Source organism: Paraferrimonas sedimenticola (genome assembly GCF_002282855.1).
Classification (GTDB): Bacteria; Pseudomonadota; Gammaproteobacteria; order Enterobacterales; family Shewanellaceae; genus Paraferrimonas; species Paraferrimonas sedimenticola.
Map to the genome: position 1 here is coordinate 128400 of NZ_NRIR01000008.1, position 19261 is coordinate 147660.

General features: G+C 53.2%; 17 protein-coding genes. 10 read left to right on the plus strand and 7 right to left on the minus strand.

Annotated features, from left to right (window positions below; all coding sequences use genetic code 11):
- Nucleotides 1-52: 52 nt before the first annotated feature.
- The 9 genes from CLC93_RS14435 to CLC93_RS14475 all read left to right on the plus strand — a co-directional run bounded on the left by CLC93_RS14435 (nt 53) and on the right by CLC93_RS14475 (nt 9884).
- Nucleotides 53-271 carry a hypothetical protein gene (locus tag CLC93_RS14435; protein WP_095506692.1) on the plus strand — a complete coding sequence of 73 codons (219 nt, stop codon included), beginning with the start codon at nt 53-55 and terminating at the stop codon, nt 269-271.
- A gap of 2 nt (nt 272-273) precedes the next feature.
- Nucleotides 274-918 carry a DUF2959 domain-containing protein gene (locus CLC93_RS14440; protein WP_095506693.1) on the plus strand — a complete coding sequence of 215 codons (645 nt, stop codon included), beginning with the start codon at nt 274-276 and terminating at the stop codon, nt 916-918.
- A gap of 150 nt (nt 919-1068) precedes the next feature.
- Complete coding sequence (gmk, locus tag CLC93_RS14445) at nt 1069-1692, plus strand: guanylate kinase (RefSeq protein WP_095506694.1); 624 nt, start codon at nt 1069-1071, stop codon at nt 1690-1692.
- A gap of 58 nt (nt 1693-1750) precedes the next feature.
- On the plus strand, nt 1751-2029 hold the full coding sequence (gene rpoZ / locus CLC93_RS14450) for a DNA-directed RNA polymerase subunit omega (protein ID WP_095506695.1): 279 nt from the start codon (nt 1751-1753) through the stop codon (nt 2027-2029).
- 21 nt (nt 2030-2050) lie between these two features.
- Complete coding sequence (spoT, locus tag CLC93_RS14455; RefSeq protein WP_095506696.1) at nt 2051-4168, plus strand: bifunctional GTP diphosphokinase/guanosine-3',5'-bis pyrophosphate 3'-pyrophosphohydrolase; 2118 nt, start codon at nt 2051-2053, stop codon at nt 4166-4168.
- A gap of 87 nt (nt 4169-4255) precedes the next feature.
- Complete coding sequence (gene trmH, locus CLC93_RS14460) at nt 4256-4981, plus strand: tRNA (guanosine(18)-2'-O)-methyltransferase TrmH (RefSeq protein ID WP_095506697.1); 726 nt, start codon at nt 4256-4258, stop codon at nt 4979-4981.
- Nucleotides 4982-5156: 175 nt separating this feature from the next.
- The gene (locus CLC93_RS14465; protein WP_095506698.1) at nt 5157-6812 is read left to right on the plus strand and encodes an AMP-binding protein; all 1656 of its coding nucleotides are present in this window, start codon (nt 5157-5159) and stop codon (nt 6810-6812) included.
- A 76-nt stretch (nt 6813-6888) separates the two neighbouring features.
- On the plus strand, nt 6889-8964 hold the full coding sequence (gene recG, locus CLC93_RS14470) for an ATP-dependent DNA helicase RecG (protein ID WP_095506699.1): 2076 nt from the start codon (nt 6889-6891) through the stop codon (nt 8962-8964).
- A gap of 17 nt (nt 8965-8981) precedes the next feature.
- Nucleotides 8982-9884, plus strand: coding sequence for a DUF3014 domain-containing protein (locus CLC93_RS14475; RefSeq protein WP_095506700.1), 903 nt, complete (start codon nt 8982-8984; stop codon nt 9882-9884).
- A 76-nt stretch (nt 9885-9960) separates the two neighbouring features.
- On the opposite strand, the gene CLC93_RS14480 is transcribed toward CLC93_RS14475, so the two are convergent.
- The 6 genes from CLC93_RS14480 to CLC93_RS14505 are packed head-to-tail and all read right to left on the minus strand — an operon-like array spanning nt 9961 to nt 16690.
- Nucleotides 9961-10620 (minus strand): CoA transferase subunit B, encoded by a 660-nt coding sequence (locus tag CLC93_RS14480; RefSeq protein WP_095506701.1) that lies wholly within the window; start codon nt 10618-10620, stop codon nt 9961-9963.
- Between the two features lie 3 nt (nt 10621-10623).
- On the minus strand, nt 10624-11325 hold the full coding sequence (locus CLC93_RS14485) for a CoA transferase subunit A (protein ID WP_095506702.1): 702 nt from the start codon (nt 11323-11325) through the stop codon (nt 10624-10626).
- A gap of 41 nt (nt 11326-11366) precedes the next feature.
- Entirely contained in the window at nt 11367-12272 is a 906-nt protein-coding gene (locus CLC93_RS14490; RefSeq protein WP_095506703.1) for a hydroxymethylglutaryl-CoA lyase, read from the minus strand.
- Complete coding sequence (locus CLC93_RS14495) at nt 12272-14287, minus strand: acetyl/propionyl/methylcrotonyl-CoA carboxylase subunit alpha (protein WP_095506704.1); 2016 nt, start codon at nt 14285-14287, stop codon at nt 12272-12274. The genes CLC93_RS14490 and CLC93_RS14495 overlap by 1 nt, the downstream gene beginning before the upstream one ends.
- Nucleotides 14288-15088, minus strand: coding sequence for an enoyl-CoA hydratase-related protein (locus CLC93_RS14500; RefSeq protein WP_095506705.1), 801 nt, complete (start codon nt 15086-15088; stop codon nt 14288-14290).
- A 3-nt stretch (nt 15089-15091) separates the two neighbouring features.
- Nucleotides 15092-16690 (minus strand): carboxyl transferase domain-containing protein, encoded by a 1599-nt coding sequence (locus tag CLC93_RS14505; protein WP_425439862.1) that lies wholly within the window; start codon nt 16688-16690, stop codon nt 15092-15094.
- A 183-nt stretch (nt 16691-16873) separates the two neighbouring features.
- Here CLC93_RS14505 and CLC93_RS14510 point away from each other — a divergent pair, with 183 nt between their 5' ends.
- Nucleotides 16874-17521, plus strand: a complete 648-nt coding sequence (locus tag CLC93_RS14510) for a glutathione S-transferase family protein (protein WP_095506707.1) — start codon at nt 16874-16876, stop codon at nt 17519-17521.
- A 12-nt stretch (nt 17522-17533) separates the two neighbouring features.
- Here the strand turns inward: CLC93_RS14510 and CLC93_RS14515 are convergent, their stop codons facing one another.
- Nucleotides 17534-19174, minus strand: a complete 1641-nt coding sequence (locus CLC93_RS14515; RefSeq protein ID WP_095506708.1) for an electron transfer flavoprotein-ubiquinone oxidoreductase — start codon at nt 19172-19174, stop codon at nt 17534-17536.
- Nucleotides 19175-19261: the final 87 nt, after the last annotated feature.

The following is a 19261-nucleotide window of genomic DNA, read 5'->3' on the forward strand; positions in this document are numbered from 1 at the left end:
GCTAGAGTAACCTTGTTAACTATTAAGTGACAAATGTTAAGGAAGTCCAACAATGTCTGATCAAGGTTCCGCCGGTAACGTTATCGCCGCCATCGCCAGCTTTTTCATCCCAGGTCTAGGGCAGTTAGTGCAAGGCCGCGTAATCCCAGCGATTTTGTTTGCTATATTTGCTTTCGGTGGTTACGCAATGTGGTTCCTGATTGCACCAGCGATTATCGGCGGCATTGCTCACCTGTGGTCCATTATCGACGCAGCACGATTTAAGGGATAAATATGAAGCATAGACTCTGGCTGGTATTGGCAATGGCATTCACCTTAAGTGCCTGTCAAAGCGCGTACTATGGTGCGTGGGAAAAAGTAGGCGTTCACAAGCGCGACATTATGGTCGACCGTGTGGAGGACGCTAAAGAGGCTCAGGAAGAGGCTCAACAAGAATTCAGCTCGGCCCTTGAAGAAATGCAAGCCATGTTGGGCAGCGACGGTGGCGATTTGCAGCGCGCTTACGAAAAAGCCGCTGACGAGTACGAGTCCGCTGCTAGCGCCGCCGAAAATGTCACCGAGCGCATTAATGGTGTGGAGAGCGTGGCCGAAGCGCTGTTTGACGAGTGGCAGCAAGAAATCGGCGAGATTTCCAAAGCCAGCCTGCGCAATACCTCACAGCGTCAGCTCAGAGATACCCAACGCAATTACCAAAACCTAATTCGCAGCATGCGTCGCGCCGAGTCAAAAATGACACCCGTGCTAACGACCATGAAAGACAACATGCTGTATCTCAAACACAACCTCAACGCGCGCACCATTGGCGCTATTGAGGGTGAGTTTAACAGCCTCAAGCAGGACATCGACGGCTTGATTAAAGAGATGAACAAGTCGATTCAAGAGTCGAACAAATTCATTGAGTCCATGCAGAGTAGCTAGGACTCGAGCAAAGCGGTTAAGCGGTTAAAGTCTCTGGCTGGCACTAGACTCGAAGGCTTTAGCCTTGAGAGCGATAAACTATAGCGCTTTGTCGCCGCTGCACTGCTTTGTGATACACTTTCGCGCTCACTGAAACTTGGCGAGGCGTTTATGTCTGCAATTGGCACCCTTTTTATCATGTCGGCCCCAAGTGGCGCGGGCAAATCTTCTCTTATCAATGCCCTGCTGGATTCGGGCATGGAAAACGCTGCCGTGTCGGTTTCGCACACCACTCGCGCGCCGCGTCCTGGCGAGGTCAATGGCCAGCATTACCACTTTGTTGGCCAAGACGAATTCAAAGCATTGATTGAACAAGGTGCCTTTTTTGAATGGGCCGAGGTATTTGGCAACTATTACGGCACCTCCAAGCAGGCCATTGAAGATCAGTTGGCGCAAGGCATCGACGTATTCCTAGATATCGACTGGCAAGGCGCCTTGCAGGTCAAAAAAATCATGCCCGATGCCCAAGGTATTTTTATTCTGCCGCCGTCGCGTGAAGAGCTAGAGCGTCGTCTGGTTGGCCGAGGTCAGGACTCTGCTGAAGTTATTGCCGGGCGAATGGCCGAAGCCGTTTCAGAAATGTCCCACTATAACGAGTATGACTACATTCTGGTGAACGACGATTTTGACACTAGCTTGGCCCAGTTAAGCGCTATCGTAACCGCTCGTAGACAGCGAAAAGCTAGTCAAATCGCGGCACACAGTGATATGCTTAACGATCTGTTGGCAGGTTAGCCAACTTAATGTACAATTTCGCGTCATTTTATCCCCCGAACACAGGAGTTCTACATCCATGGCTCGCGTAACCGTTGAAGATGCAGTTGACAAGATTGGCAATCGCTTTGACCTAATCCTAGTGGCGTCTCGTCGTGCCCGCCAAATCGCCGTACAGGGCAAAGACCCTATGGTTGAGGAAGAGAACGATAAGCCAACCGTGTTGGCACTACGTGAAATCGAAGAAGGTTTGGTAACCGCTCAAACGCTAGACAGTGACGAGCGCCAGGCACTTCGCGAAAAAGAAGCGGCTGAAATTGCAGCGGTAGCCGCCATTGCCGAGGGTCGCACGCTGTAACCCTACATAGGAGTATCTTATTTGTACCTGTTTGAAAGCCTGAAGGAAGCGGCGTCAAGTTATCTCGAACCCGAACAGGTTGATTTGCTCCAGCGGGCCTTCGTTGTTGCCAGAGACGCACACGAAGGCCAAATGCGCTCTAGCGGTGACCCCTACATTACCCACCCGGTCGCCGTAGCCAGAATCCTTGCCGACATGCGCCTTGACCATGAGACTCTCATGGCCGCCTTGCTGCATGACGTGATTGAAGACACCCCTGTTACTCAAGAAGAGCTTGCCGGCCATTTTGGCGAAACCGTGGCAGAGCTAGTCGAGGGTGTATCCAAGCTAGACAAGCTCAAATTCCGCGACCGCAAAGAAGCGCAGGCGGAGAACTTCCGCAAAATGATGATGGCCATGACTCAGGACATTCGAGTGATCCTGATTAAACTGGCCGACCGCACTCACAACATGCGCACCCTGGGCTCACTGCGCCCGGACAAGCGCCGTCGCATTGCTCGCGAGACCATGGAAATCTACGCCCCGGTAGCCAACCGTTTGGGTATCCATAACATCAAAAGCGAATTGGAAGACTTGGGCTTTCAGGCCTATTACCCCATGCGCTATCGCGTGCTCTCTGAAGTGGTTCACAAGGCTCGTGGCAACCGCAAAGAGCTGATGCAAAACATCGGTGACGAAGTGCGCGGACGTTTGGCGGAAATGGGTATCGATGGCAAAGTCATTGGTCGCCAGAAGAATCTGTTCTCCATCTACAAAAAGATGAAGAGCAAAGAGTTGCAGTTTCAGGAAGTGATGGACATCTATGCGTTTCGCATCATAGTCGACGACACTGACACCTGTTACCGAGTGCTTGGCGCTATGCATGGCTTGTACAAGCCTCGCCCAGGGCGCTTTAAAGATTATATCGCCATCCCGAAAACCAATGGTTACCAGTCGCTACATACCTCGATGCTCGGCCCTCACGGTGTGCCGGTGGAAATCCAAATCCGTACCGAAGACATGGACCAAATGGCGGACAAAGGGGTAGCGGCGCACTGGCTCTACAAAGCCGGTGGCGAACAAAGCTCTACCACCTCGCAGGTGCGTGCTCGTAAGTGGATGCAAAGCCTGCTGGAGTTACAGCAAAGCGCGGGCAACTCCTTTGAGTTCGTAGAAAACGTTAAAACCGACCTATTCCCCGACGAGATTTACGTCTTTACCCCGGATGGTCGTATTCTTGAGCTACCTGTGGGCGCCACCGCGGTGGACTTTGCCTATCACGTTCACACTGATGTGGGTAACACCTGCGTTGGTGCGCGAGTTAACCGTCAGGCCTATCCGCTAAGCCAGCCGCTGATTTCCGGTCAAACCGTCGAGATTATTACCGCCAAGGGCGCACGTCCCAATGCCGCCTGGCTGAACTTCGTGGTGACCGCCAAAGCGCGCTCACGCATACGCCAAGTGCTCAAAAGCTTAGAGCACGACGACGCGGTTGCACTGGGCAAGCGTCTGTTAAACCACGCATTGGGTGATGCTCATCTCGAGGACATCAACCCTGAGCAAGTGCAGCAGGTGCTGAAGGATACTCGCCACGACAGTGTTGAACATCTACTCGCGGATATCGGTCTAGGCAACGCCATGAGTATTCTGATCGCACAGCGCTTGTTGGGCGAGAAAGTCGATACCTCAATCGAGGACGTGGAAGAGAGTGGCCACAGCCTACCAATTCGCGGCGCTGAGGGCATGTTGGTGAGCTTTGCTAAGTGCTGTCGCCCAATTCCAGGCGACCCGATTATGGCCCACGTCAGCCCAGGTAAAGGCTTGGTGGTTCATATGGAGTCTTGCGCCAACATCCGCGGCTACGAGGGCGAGCCAGACAAATACACACCTGTGCAGTGGGCTCCGGGAGATCATAACACCTCCTACGAAGCCAACATGCGCATTGAGATTGTGAATCACACCGGTGCACTGGCGAAGATCACCAAGATCATCGCAGAGGGTGAGGCCAATATTCACAATCTAAACACCGAAGAAAAAGACTCTCGAGTGTATCTCATCAGCGTGTTAATCACGGTGAAAAACCGCATTCATCTTGCCAATGTGATGCGTAAGATTCGAGTACAACCGGAAGTGTTGCGCATCTCACGTAATAAGAGCTAGCGTAACAAAAGCTAACGTAACAAGAGCTAGCGCAACAAAAGCCAGCATACCGAACGCTGGCGCAATAAGAACGAATAAGGCAAGACCATGACACCAGAACGGCTACAGCGTATTAATCAGATGCTGGATAAGCGCCAAATCGACCTGACTTTGTGCCTGGAAATGGTGCACAAAACACAGAATTTGGCGGCGATTCTACGCACTGCTGACGCCGTTGGTGTGTCTAAACTACACGCCGTTTGGCCTGACCCCAAAATGTGGGTTTCCGGCCACACCGCCAGCGGCTCACAGCAATGGGTCGATGTGCATAAGCACGCCAGCACCAAAGAAGCCATCGAGCATCTGCGCGGCCAAGGCATGCAGATTCTGGCTACCAACCTTTCCGATCGGGCGGTCGACTATCGCGAAATCGACTACACCAAGCCCACCGCCATTTTAATGGGCCAAGAAAAATTCGGGATCTCCGAAGAAGCCCTAACGATGGCCGACCAGGACATCATTATTCCCATGGAAGGCATGGTGCAATCCCTCAACGTATCCGTGGCCTCAGCGCTCATTCTTTACGAAGCCCAACGCCAGCGACAACTGGCGGGCCTTTACGACACGCGCAAAATTGACGAAGCCACCTGCCAACGAATTTTGTTTGAAGGCGGCCATCCGCTGTTTGCCAAAGCCTGTAAACGCAAAGGCTTGCCCTACCCTCACGTAGACCAAGACGGTCAAATCCAAGCGTCTGACGAGTGGTGGGCTAAAATGCAGATGACCCAAGAAGCCTGGGAACACTTGGACGACGACGAACCGCAACAGGTTTGACCAGAAGACAACGGTAGAATAGGCGCTGGCGCGACATTTGTTGTGTCAGGGTTGCGTTGGTTTAACAGACAGGCAACTGGCGCATCGGTACAATACCTCCTAATTTTTATTACCTTTGTCTAATGTGCGAAAAGTCGTCATACTCAGACAAACGATGGAAAAAAGGTGCGAACTGATGCAAACGAGTGTCAAAACTCAGCTAGAAATGCTGGACCACTGGGTAGAGCAGCAAGGCGATAGAGTATTCTTACGCCAACCGATTAACGGCCAATACGTCGACTACACCTGGGCTAAAGTCAAACAGCAAGCACAGCAGCTTGCCGGCAGTTTGCGCCACTTAGGGCTGCAGCGTGGCGACAAGATTGCCATCCTTTCTAAAAACTGTGCCGAGTGGTTTATCACCGATCTGGCCTTGATGATGGGCGGCTACATCAGTGTGCCGATTTATCCGACCGCTAACGCCGATACCATTCGCTATGTAGTCCAACACAGTGAAGCCAAAGCCGTATTCGTGGGTAAGCTCGACTTCTGGAAAGACCAAGAAGCCGGCGTCGGCGGTGACATTCTGCGCCTAGCTATGCCATACGACACCATGCCTGCCCAATACAGCTGGGAAACCTTGCTGAGCAAAGGTGAGCCACTGACCGATTACCCATATCCTAAGCTCGACGAGCTGATGACCTTAATTTACACCTCGGGCAGTACCGGTAATCCCAAGGGCGTGATGCACGACTATGGCGCTTACTGCCTGACCTCGCGAACCATCGCCGAGCATTTGGGTGGTTCTATTGATGATCGCGTATTGTCCTACTTGCCATTGGCGCACATCACCGAGCGTACCTACATTCAGGGCGCTGTGTTCTACTACGGTGGTACTGTCGGCTTTGCCGAAAGCTTGGATACCTTTGTTGACGACGTCAAGCGCGCTGCACCAACTCTGTTCTTGTCGGTGCCACGTCTTTGGACCCTGTTCCAAAAGAACATTATCGAGAAAATTGGCGAGTCCAAGCTCAACTTGCTGCTAAGCCTGCCAATCATCAAAGGATTGGTGGCCAAGAAAATTCGAGCCGAGCTGGGTTTGGCGCACGCTCGTGTGTTGGGCTGTGGTTCTGCACCCGTGGCACCGTCGCTACTTGAATGGTACAACCGCCTGGGCATGAAGATCACCGAAGCCTGGGGCATGTCAGAGAACTGCGCTTACGCCACGCTCAACTTCCCATTCCGCCAAGACAAAATTGGCACAGTGGGCAAAGCTGGCTTGGGTTGTGAAGTGCGCATTGGCGACAATGACGAGCTGCAATTTAAGTCACCGGGCAACATGCTGGGTTACTACAAGCAAGAGGAAGCCACCAAGGAAGCCTTTACCGAAGACGGTTATCTTCGCACCGGCGATTGCGCCTCTATCGATGCCGATGGCTTTGTGACTATCACAGGTCGTGTGAAGGATAACTTCAAGTCGGCCAAGGGCAAGTACGTGGCACCAGTGCCAATTGAGCGTAAGCTGGCACAAAATACCGACATCGAGCTGTTGTGTGTGATGGGCGCAGGCCTGCCGCACCCAATCGCATTGATTCAGCTGTCTGACGTGGCCTCGGCGCGCAATCGCGACGAAGTGCGCAACTCGCTAAAAGCCACCCTAGACCAAGTTAATCAGACTCTGGAATCTCACGAGATCCTGGATGCCATGGTTGTGGTTAGCGAGAAATGGGATGTGGACAATGACGTGCTTACCCCAACGCTGAAGATCAAACGCCATGTGTTGGAGCAGCGCTTTAACTCAGTGGTTGATGGTCTTCGCAAGGGCGTGGTTCGCTGGCAAGACGAACTGTAAAAGCGCGTAGCGCTAGCCATGCCGCCAAACACTGGTTACTATATGTATATGTTTACAGTGTTTTGGTGGCAACTGCTTGCAACAACTGGATAAACTGGCCGTCACCGAACTCAAGGGCGTCGGCCAGAAACTCGCCGAAAAACTAGAAAAACTGGGCATCTCTAGCGTCCAGGATCTGCTATTTCATCTGCCGCTGCGCTACCAAGACCGCACTCGCATCACCCCCATTATCGATTGTCTGCCCGGCTCACACACCTGTGTGCAAGGCGCCATTATCAGCTCTAACATCAGTTATGGCCGCAAGCGCATGCTGACGGTTCAAATCGAAGATGCTGGCGCACGCATGACCTTGCGCTTTTTCAACTTCTCGATGGCACAACGAGACGGCCTCAAAAACGGTTTGAACATTGCCGCCTTTGGCGAAATTCGCCGCGGTATGAAAGGGTTGGAGATCATCCATCCTGAGTATCGTCTGCTCAAAGACGACGGCCCGCAAACGCTGGAAGACAGCTTAACTCCTATCTACCCCACCACCGAAGGGCTTAAGCAACTGAGTCTGCGCAAACTCACCGACCAGGCTCTAGACAAGCTCAGCGATAAGAATCTAAGCGAATGGCTGCCCAAACACGAACAACCCAATAGTTTGTCACTGGCAGACGCGGTTCGCCTGTTGCATCGCCCGCCACCGGATGTATCGCTTGAAGCGCTAGAACAGGGTACCCACCCGGCGCAACATCGGTTGGTATTAGAAGAATTGGCTGCTCATAGCTTAAGCATGCTCACCCTTCGACAACAGGGGCAAATTCAACAGTCACCTCCACTGCCTGTGGACAATAGCCTGACTCAGAAGCTACTCGACCAGCTGAGCTTTAGCCCAACCGGAGCGCAGCAGCGAGTGGTCAAAGAGATTAACCAAGATTTAGCCAAGCCCCACCCCATGATGCGCTTAGTCCAAGGTGACGTAGGCTCGGGTAAGACTCTGGTGGCGGCGTTAGCCGCGTTGACTTGCATCGCGAATGGCATGCAAGTAGCACTAATGGCTCCTACCGAATTATTGGCTGAGCAACACGCCAACAACTTTCGCGCTTGGTTTGAGTCCATGGGAATTGAGATTGCTTGGCTTGCCGGCAAGCTAAAGGGCAAGGCCCGCGCCGCCTCGCTGGAAAAAATCGCCTCAGGTGAAGCGGCCATGATTGTCGGCACTCACGCCATCTTCCAAGACCAGGTGGCCTTTAAGCAGTTAGGACTTATCATCATCGACGAGCAACACAGATTTGGCGTGCATCAACGCTTAAGCCTGCTCGACAAGGGGGCCAACGGTGGGCTTGTACCCCATCAGCTGATCATGACGGCCACACCAATTCCCCGCACCTTGGCGATGACCGCCTACGCTGATTTAGACACCAGTATCATCGATGAGCTACCGCCCGGGCGAACTCCTGTGACCACCGTGGCGATTCCAAACAGCCGTCGCGAGCAGGTGATGGAGCGGGTTAAAAAGGCGGTCACCCAAGACGGACGTCAGGTGTATTGGGTCTGTACCCTTATCGATGAATCCGAAGTGTTATCGGCTCAAGCCGCCGAAGAAGCCCACCAAAGCTTGTGCGAATCCTTGCCTGAATTGAGTATTGGATTGGTCCACGGAAGAATGAAACCGGCCGACAAACAGACGGTTATGGATCAATTTAAATCTGGCGAGTTGAATCTTTTGGTGGCAACCACTGTCATAGAAGTAGGAGTGGACGTGCCCAACGCCAGCTTGATGATTATTGAGAACCCAGAACGCTTGGGTTTGGCACAACTTCACCAATTACGTGGTCGCGTGGGTCGAGGCTCGGTCGCCAGCCATTGTGTGCTGTTGTACCAGCCGCCGCTCTCCCATACTGCCACTAAACGCTTAGGCGTGCTGCGAGACAGCAACGACGGCTTTGTTATCGCCCAAAAAGATTTGGAGATTCGAGGCCCTGGGGAGGTACTGGGAACCAAGCAAACCGGACTGGCAGACATGAAAGTCGCTGATTTGGTTCGCGATCAAGTATTGATTCCCGACGCCCAGCACCTAGCGCAACGGCTATATCAGGAGTATCCTGAATCCGTAGGGCCACTTATGCAACGATGGTTGGGAAACCGTCAAATTTATCGACAGGCTTAGTTTTAGCAGGAGCAAGCATGCAGACCAACCCGGAAGATCGCCTCATTCCTCAGTCGGCCGCCCGTGGAGCCAACCAAATCGCGATCGTCGTCATTATCGCAGTCATCGCCATCTCGATTGCCGCTTATTTGTATTTCAGCGACGCGCCATCTGACGAGCCGAACCAACCGGCACCGATTACCGTAGAGACTCAAGCACCGCAAGAGCCTTTGCCAGTAGAAGCGGAAATCACCGAGCCTGAGATTGAAGCCGAACCCGAGCCTATTGAGCTTGAGCCCATGCCCGAGGCACCGGTACAACCCGAGCCTATTGAGCCAGAAGAGCCGGAAGTAGTACTTCCTGAGCTCGGTGAGAGCGATGACTTTACCAAAGAGACCTTGGCCAGCGTGGCCGATGGCATGAGCTTTGACAACTACCTCACCGACCACAGCCTGTTGCGCAAATTCGTGGTATTCGTGGACAACATGGCCCAAGGCGAATTAGGTCGCAAAGTCTCGCCGGTTAAAGCCCCGTCAGACCCGTTTAGCGCCGTAGAAGTCAAAGACAAGATTTACATCGACCCGGATAGCTATCGCCGCTACGACTTTTACGCCGAGTTTCTAAATCAGCTCGATGAAGCTGAAATTGCCACGGCTTACCAAGGGCTTAAGCCTCTGATAGAACAAGCCTTTGACGAGCTTGGTTATCAGAACACGAAGTTTGAAGACCAGTTAATCGATGCTATCGATTTAATGCTCGATGCACCGGAAGTCCCAGGAGCGATTGAGCTGACCTCGGTGAGCGTAAACTACAAGTACGCCGACCCTGAGTTGGAAGCCTTACCGGCCGCGCAGAAACTGATGATCCGCATGGGGCCGAAAAACGCCGAAAAGGTTAAGGCGGCACTTAAGCGTCTTCGAGGCCAGTTAACCCAAGAGTAAGCGCAAAAAACCACGCGCAATAAAAAAGCTGCCACTTAGAACAGTAGGCAGCTTTTTTTGAGTTTAAGGCGAGTGCTTACGACAACGTCATCTCTGGCACTTCGGCAGGTACAACAAGTTCAGCAGCGGTCTTCTCAATGATTTCCTGAACCGAGACGCCTGGCGCTCGCTCAACCAAATGGAATTTGCCATCGCGAATTTCTAAGTAAGCCAAGTCGGTTACTACCTTCTTGATACAACCCACACCGGTTAATGGCAAAGTACATTCAGGCAAAATTTTCGAGTTACCTTTTTTGTCGGCATGCATCATGGTCACTATGATGTTATCCGCACCGGCCACCAAGTCCATGGCGCCGCCCATGCCCTTAATGAGCTTGCCTGGGATCATCCAAGAAGCGATGTTGCCATTCACGTCCACTTCAAAGGCACCCAATACGGTTAAATCCACGTGACCGCCACGGATCATGGCAAAGCTCTCAGCGCTGGAGAAATACGAAGCGCCAGTCACAGCGGTGACGGTTTGCTTACCAGCGTTAATCAAGTCTGGGTCTAGGTTCTCTTCGGTAGGGAACTCACCCATGCCCAACAAACCATTCTCCGATTGCAGCATGACTTCCATGCCGTCGGGAATATAGTTGGCCACCAAAGTCGGAATACCGATACCTAGGTTGACGTAGAAGCCGTCTTGCAGCTCTTGTGAAACTCGCTGTGCGATTTGTTCTCTTGATAGTGCCATGATTTATCCCGCCTTAACCGTACGTTGCTCAACACGCTTTTCAAAGGTGCCCTGAATGACTCGGTCCACATAAATACCTGGGGTGTGAATGTAGTTCGGGTCTAGGCTGCCAGCGGGAACAATCTCTTCCACCTCAACCACGGTGATCTTGCCAGCAGTGGCCATCATAGGGTTAAAGTTGGCCGCGGTGTTGCGGTAAATCAGGTTGCCCATGGTGTCCGCTTTCCAAGCCTTAACCAGAGCAAAATCGGCAGTGAGTGATGGTTCTAACACATAGTCGCGACCATCGATGTTACGGGTCTCTTTGCCATCGGCGACCGGAGTACCAAAACCTGTGGCAGTGAAGAACGCCGGAATGCCCGCGCCACCAGCGCGAATTTTCTCAGCCAGCGTGCCTTGCGGGGTCAAAATCACTTCCAGCTCACCAGATAGCATTTGACGCTCAAACTCGGCGTTCTCGCCCACGTAAGAGGACACCATGGTGCTGATCTGGCGGTTTTGCAGCAACAGGCCCAAACCAAAGTCATCGACACCGGCGTTGTTAGAAATCGCGGTCAGCCCCTTGATGGGCATTTCGGTCATGGTCTTAATCAAACCTTCGGGAATACCACATAACCCGAAACCACCGACCATAATGGTCATGTCGCTAGTCAGCCCTTCCAGCGCCTGCTGGTAAGTGGTGACGACTTTATTCAGTCCTGCCATTTATGTTGTCCTTTCGATCTGTGTTTACTGCTATTTATTCGTTATTTCTGCTGGGCTTTGGCCAAAATCGCTTGCGCGACTTTGGAGCCATTGCAACGCTCTAACGCGGTGCAGATGTCAGCCCCAGCTTTAGCGACATCCTCGAGTGACACGCCGGTTTCAATTCCCAGACCCTCGAGCATGTATAGTAAATCTTCGGTTGCCAGGTTACCGCTAGCCCCGGCGGCATAAGGGCAGCCGCCTAATCCAGCTACCGCAGAATCAAAGCATGCCACACCTAGATCAAGGCACGCATTGATATTTGCCAGTGCTTGGCCGTAGGTGTCGTGAAAGTGCAGCGCAATCGCTTCCATGGGCACTTCTTGCGCCACGGCTTTGACCATGGCTACTGCTTTGTCTGAGGTGCCCACGCCTATAGTGTCCCCTAGCGAGATTTGATAGCAGCCGCGGCGATACAACTCACCGGCTACCCATGCCACTTGCTGTGGGTCAATCTCACCTTCGTAAGGGCAGCCCAATACGCAAGACACATATCCACGCACCGGAATACCCAGCTCTGTAGCCTTGGCCATCACGTCATCAAAACGCGCTAGCGACTCTTCAATGGAGCAATTGATGTTCTTTTTAGAGAAGCTCTCAGAGGCGGCAGCAAAGATAGCCACTTCATCGGCTTTGGCCTCAATAGCGCCTTCGAGTCCGCGCAGGTTTGGCGTTAGCGCGCAATAGCTAACCTCAGGTTTGCGCTCAATTTGGGCAAACACTTGAGCTGAATCGGCCATTTGCGGCACCCATTTGGGTGAGACAAAGCTGCCCACTTCAATTTTGCTAAGACCCGCTTGGGTCAGCGCGTTTATTAAGGCGACTTTGGCTTCAAGTGGCACCGCCACTTCGTTTTGCAAGCCATCACGAGCGCCAACTTCAACGATTTCGACTTTGGATGGGCGCATTAGCTTTGCTCCTCAGCAAACGTCATAGCCACCAGCTGAGCGCCATCGCTAACCATATCGCCAGGCTGGAACAAGAACTCATCCACCACACCCGCTTTTGGCGCGGCGATGGTGTACTCCATCTTCATGGCTTCCATGATCATAAGCCCCTCTCCGGCTTCCACCGATTGGCCAGCCTGGGCCAACCAACTCACCACAGTGCCGTTCATTGGTGCGTTTAGCGCGCTATCCGAAGCACCTGCGCCCTCGCCAGTGTCGGTTTGCGGCAGCTCAAAGGCAAAACTCTGCGAGCCAATAAACAGCTGCACGCGCTCGTCGTCAAAGTGCACATCGGCATTTAGTCGATAGCCGTCTAACTCGGCCTCAATGCCGTGCTCGGTCAGCTCGGCGTGCACCAAAACTGGCGCTTGGTCTGTGCCCAAACGAACCTGCCAGTCACCACCGCATTGGCTTAGCTGAATGCTTTGCAGCGCATCTTGTTCATCCAGCAACTTCCAGCTTTGTTTAGCCGGTGCGTTAAGCTGCCAGCCCACCAAACTCGACCAAGGGGAGCTTGGGTCTTGCGACTCACCTGCCGCGCTTTGCACCTTTTGTTGCTCCACCAAAGCCAGGTAAACACCTGCTAAGCGCAGCGCCTGCTGATACTCTTGGCTGTCTTGCGCTTGAGTCGCCGGAAGTGCGTGGTCTTCGATAAAACCAGTGGTTAGCTTCTCAGCCACAAATGCTGGGTGCGTGATGATTTCCGACAAAAAACTCAAGTTGTGCTTAATGCCGCCAATTCGATATTGCGAAAGGGCGCGCTGCATGCGATTCAGTGCGCGCTCGCGAGAGACATCCCAAACAATCAATTTGGCAATCATAGGGTCGTAGTAACGGCTAATGTCGTCACCTTGGCGCACCCCGGTATCCACCCGTACGTACTCGCTCTGCTCTGGCTCTTTTAACAGGCTCAAATGACCTGTGGCTGGCAGAAATTCGTGTTGAGGATCTTCGGCGTAAACCCGTACTTCTAGCGAGTGACCATTGGTGCCAATCTGGCTTTGCTCAAGTGGCAGGGTTTGGCCATTGGCGACCAATAACTGCCATTCGACCAAGTCTTGGCCCGAGGTCATCTCGGTGACCGGGTGCTCTACTTGCAAACGGGTATTCATCTCCATGAAGTAGAAGCCACCGCGCGCATCTAACAAGAACTCAACGGTACCCGCACCAACATAGTTAATGGCTTTCGCCGCACGCACCGCCGCTTCGCCCATTTTCACTCTTAGCTCATCGCTGAGACCCGGTGCCGGCGCTTCTTCCACCACTTTCTGGTGACGGCGTTGCACCGAACAGTCACGATCGCCTAGATAAACCGCGTTGCCGTGAATATCGGCAAACACCTGAACTTCCACGTGGCGCGGTTGTTGAATAAAAGCCTCTAACAATAGAGTGTCATCGCCAAAGCTCTGCATTGCTTCGCGACGGGCCGCCTGAATGCCATCCAGCACTTGCTCGTGAGAGTGCACTAGGCGCATGCCTTTACCACCGCCACCAAAGGCAGCTTTTACCATTAGCGGGTAGCCAATGCGCTTGGCTTCCGCGAGTAGCAAGTCGTCGTCTTGTTCGTCACCGTGATACCCAGGTACTAGCGGCACGCCAGCATCGCCCATCACCTCTTTTGCCGCTGACTTTGAGCCCATTAGCTCAATGGCTTTGGCACCCGGGCCGATAAAGCGAATGTCATTTGCCTCACAGGCCTTGGCAAACTCGGAATTTTCCGACAAGAAACCGTATCCTGGGTGAATCGCCTCAGCGCCTGAGCGCTTTGCGCAATCGATAATGCGTTGGTACTGCAGGTAGGATTCCGCACTCGGTGCCGGGCCAATCAAAAACGCTTCGTCAGCCATTTGCACATGGCGCGCATGACGGTCAGCTTCTGAGTAAACAGCCACAGTGGCCACGCCCAACTGTTTCGCGGTTTGAATCACTCGACAGGCGATTTCACCTCGGTTTGCGATAAGAATTTTGGCAAACATTTAGCTCTCCTGGCTGTTATTTAGCGCGCTCCATTGCGGGGCTTGGCGTTCGAAAAAGGCATTTAAGCCCAACTGACCTTCGGCGGATACTCGTGCTTTGGCGATGGTTTCGGCAGTGTGCTCAATCAGCTCTGCATTGATAGGACTGGCGGCCACCTCACGCAGTAAGGCTTTGGTGGTCTTCATGGCTTGTGGGCCGTTGGCCAACCAAGCTTGAACAATCGGCTCGGCAGCGGCGCGCAAGTCGTCGGCTACCTCGTGCACCACGCCTAGGTCTTTGGCGGTTTCCGCATTAAACACTTCGGCGGTCAGCATGTAGCGGCGCGCTTGGCGCATACCCATGGCGCGCACCACGTAGGGACTAATGACTGCAGGGATGATCCCCAATTTAACTTCGCTTAAGCAGAACTTGGCGCTCGGGTGCGCAATGGCGATATCGCAGCAAGCCGCCAGACCTAAGGCGCCACCAAACGAAGGCCCTTGAATCAGCGCCATGCTTGGCTTGGGAAACTGATCTAGGTTGGCCATCAAGGCCGCCAACTCACGGCTGTCAGCCAAGTTCTCGGCTTCAGACATTTTGGCCTGCTCGCGCATCCAATTCAGATCCGCACCGGCACTAAAGCACTTGCCTTCAGCGCTCAAAATCAAAGCGCGGGAGTCATCACCACTGAGCTGGCCTAACGCGCGGTTTAACTCAGCGATAGTATTGGCATTAAAGGCATTGTGAACCTGAGGTTTGGCCAACACTATCTCGGCCACGCCATTGTTATGGCGAATAATTTTTATGTCTTGATAGTCCATGGCTTACATCCTAAATACGCCAAACTTGGTTTCTTGCGCCGGCGCGTTCATCGCCGCCGATAGCGCGAGCCCAACCACATCTCGAGTTTGCGCTGGGTCGATAACGCCATCGTCCCACAAGCGAGCACTGGCGTAGTAAGGATGACCTTCTTTTTCGTACTGCTCGACGATTGGCGCCTTAAAGGCCTCTTGCTCGTCTTGGGGCCAATCGATGCCTTTGCGCTTAAGGCCATCGCTGCGAACCTGAGCCAGAACATTGGCCGCTTGTTCGCCACCCATCACCGAAATACGAGCGTTCGGCCACATCCACATCATGGTTGGGTCGTAAGCGCGGCCACACATGCCATAGTTACCAGCGCCATAACTGCCACCGATAATCACGGTGAATTTAGGTACATCGGCGCAGGCCACCGCGGTCACCATCTTGGCGCCGTGTTTGGCAATGCCTTCGTGCTCGTACTTTTTGCCCACCATAAAGCCGGTGATGTTTTGCAAGAACAACAGAGGAATGCCGCGCTGTGCACACAGCTCGATGAAGTGAGCGCCTTTTTGCGCGCTCTCGGAGAACAGAATGCCGTTGTTGGCAACGATGCCGATGGGGTAGCCGTGCAGGTTGGCAAAACCGGTCACCAGAGTGGTGCCGTAATTGGCTTTGAACTCATCGAACTTGGAGCCATCAACGATACGCGCAATCACCTCTTTCACATCAAAGGGTTTGCGCAAGTCTGTACCCACCACGCCGTAAAGCTCAGCTGGGTCATATTTCGGCGCTTCGACTTGAGAGGTGGCCACTTCCATTTGCTTGCGACGATTAAGACGGGTCACCGCTTGGCGGGCAATTTCTAACGCGTGGTCGTCGTTCTCGGCAAAGTGATCCGCAACACCAGAGATTTTGGTGTGCACCTCGGCGCCACCGAGCTCCTCGGCAGAGACTTCCTCACCGGTGGCTGCTTTTACTAGAGGCGGGCCCGCCAGGAAAATACAGCCTTGTTCTTTAACGATGATCGACTCGTCACACATGGCCGGAACATACGCACCACCTGCGGTACACAGACCCATCACTACCGCAATTTGCGGAATGCCTTTAGAGGACATGCGCGCTTGATTGAAGAAGATGCGACCAAAGTGCTCTTTGTCGGGGAAAACTTCATCTTGGCGCGGCAGGTTGGCACCACCAGAGTCCACTAAGTAAATACAAGGCAGATGACATTTTTCGGCAATCTCTTGGGCGCGCAGGTGTTTTTTAACGGTTAGTGGGTAGTAGGTGCCGCCCTTAACCGTGGCATCGTTAACCACAATCATGCACTCCACGCCTGAGACGCGACCGATACCGGCAATAACACCAGCTGCAGGCACCGCTTCGTCATAAACTTCGTGAGCCGCCAGCTGTGCCACCTCCAAAAATGGCGCGCCTGGGTCGAGTAGTCCCGCTAAGCGCTGACGCGGCAGCAACTTACCTTTGCTCAAATGGCGTTGTTGGGCGGCTTCACCGCCCCCTTGGGCGATAGTTTCGCTTAACTGGTGCAGGTCGCTCACTAGCGTCTGCATGCTGGCTTGCTTGGCGGCAAACTCATCGCTACGGACTCGTACCTGAGACGTAATTTGGCTCACGGGCTACCTCAAAAAAGTCGATTTATTTAGAATTTTTATGACCTGTATCACACTAGCGGAAGTTTACGTAAAGGTAAAGGCAACTTTAGTGGCTGATAAATAGCCTTTTTGACCCCTACACTCGTAGGATCCGAAAAATGCGCTATAGTGAGGGTGAAAAGGGAGGTGTACCACATGGAGCTATTGTTCTGCCCCGAGTGTATTGACTCACAAAAAGTGCTGCTGGGCTTGTACGAGAAGCTAGCGCAGTTTCGCGCTCGTCAGCTCGACAGCCAAGACCCAATAGACATGGCGCAAGTCGCGCAGATCAATCCCTTTGGCGAACTACCCATATTGCGCACCGACGACGAGCAAACTCTGGTGCACTCCACCATCATCATCGAATTCCTCGACGAAGAGTTTCAGCAAGGTACTCAACTGATTCCCCACGACCCGCGTTTGGCTCGCGAAGTTCGCCTACTTGACCGACAGATACACGAACAGCTACACCTGCCACTGCTCAGTTTGCAAAACGAGCAAAGGAAGCCTCTGCCAAGGCAAGACAGAGACCTAATAAGAAACAGTCAGTCGAAAATTGAAACCGCGTTAGAGCAGTTAGAGTTGCGATTAGAGACAAACCATTGGGTGGTGGGCGATGCCTTTAGCCTAGCGGACTGTACCTTGATACCCACCCTGTCATTGGCTTCAAGCGTTTACCCCTTCAGCACGCGGCACCAGCTCAATCGCTACTGGCAACAGGTGAAGTTTCGCGGCTCGTATCAATTGCTGCAGCAGCAGCTAAAAGACATGAAGGGGTTTAAAAACCCCTTCATAGCTCAGTAGCAAATACGCTTATTACATGTTGGTGTAGTTAGGACCACCGCCGCCTTCTGGCGTCACCCAAGTGATGTTCTGGCTCGGGTCTTTAATGTCACAGGTCTTACAGTGGATACAGTTTTGCGAGTTGACCACAAACTTGCGCTCATCCCCTTCTTCCACCACTTCGTAAACCCCTGCAGGACAGTAGCGCTGCGCCGGCTCGTTAAACTCAACGAAGTTAACTTTCAGCGGAATATCCGGGTCGCTCAAACGCAAGTGACTTGGCTGATCTTCTTCGTGGTAGGTGTTGGTCAGGTACACAGACGACATCTTATCGAAGGTGATTTTGCCATCGTACTTAGGGTACTCGATAGCCTTGGCTTCTGAGGCCTTTTGCATGTTGGCTTCGTCACGAGCGTCGTCTTTCAAGGTCACCGGCAGCTTACCGCCAAACCAGTTTTGGTCGATGAAGTTAAACGCGCCACCCAAAGTGGTACCGAACTTGTGCATGGCTGCGCCGAAGTTGCGAGCGCGATATAGCTCGTCGTACAACCAGCTGTCTTCAAAGGCTTTTTGATGCTTGCTCAAATCCGCTTCGCCAGCCTGTAATGCAGCAAAGATGCTTTCTGCTGCCAGCATGCCGCTCTTCATTGCGGTGTGGCTGCCCTTGATCTTGGCGAAGTTCAGAGTACCGGCATCGCAGCCCACCAAAATACCACCGGGCAGTGTCATTTGCGGCAGTGAACTCAAGCCACCTTTGGCAATGGCACGGGCACCATAACTAATACGCTCACCGCCTTCGATAACGTTCTTGATCAGAGGGTGAGTTTTGTAACGCTGGAACTCATCGTACGGGCTGATGTTGGGGTTCTTGTAGTTAAGGTCGATAATCAGACCCAACACCACTTGGTTGCCCTCGATGTGATACAGGTATCCGCCACCTGAGGCTTCGCCTTCCAGCGGCCAACCGCCGGTGTGCACCACTTTGCCCAGCTCGTGCTTGTCGGCGTCGATTTGCCAGATTTCCTTAAAGCCAATGCCGTAGTGTTGCGGCATCTTACCCGCGTCCAGCTGGTAGTCGGCAATCAGTTGCTTGCCCAAGTGACCGCGACAGCCCTCGGCAAATACAGTGTGCTTGGCCAGCAGCTCCATACCCGGCATATAGCCATCTTTCTCTGAGCCATCGGCGCCAACGCCCATGTCGCCAGTGAGCACGCCTTTGATGCGACCTTGCTCGTCTTTGAGTAATTCGCTGGCGGTAAAGCCTGGGAAGATTTCGACGCCAAGGGCTTCGGCTTGCTCGCCTAGCCAACGGCACAGGTTACCAAGGCTAATGATGTAGTTACCCTCGTTGTGCATGGTTTTCGGCACTAGGGTGTTGCTGAATTTGGCGGCCTTGCTGTCGGATTTGAGCAAGTAGATTTCGTCGCCAGTTACCTGAGTGGTGACCGGTGCACCATCGGCTGCCCAGTTAGGCAATAGCTCGTCCAGTGCGCGAGTCTCAAATACCGCACCAGATAAGATGTGCGCGCCAACCTCTGAGCCTTTTTCGACCACACAGATGCTGACCTCGGCTGATTGTTCTTGCGCCAGTTGCGCCAGACGAATCGCAGTAGCGAGACCAGATGGGCCTGCGCCAACAACGACTACGTCAAATTCCATTGATTCCCTTTCCATGCTCTCTACCTCTTTCTGCGGCCCCTGTTCAAACAGGTGTTTATTATTTTGCCTATACCTTACCCCAATTCCCCAAGGCGTAACACC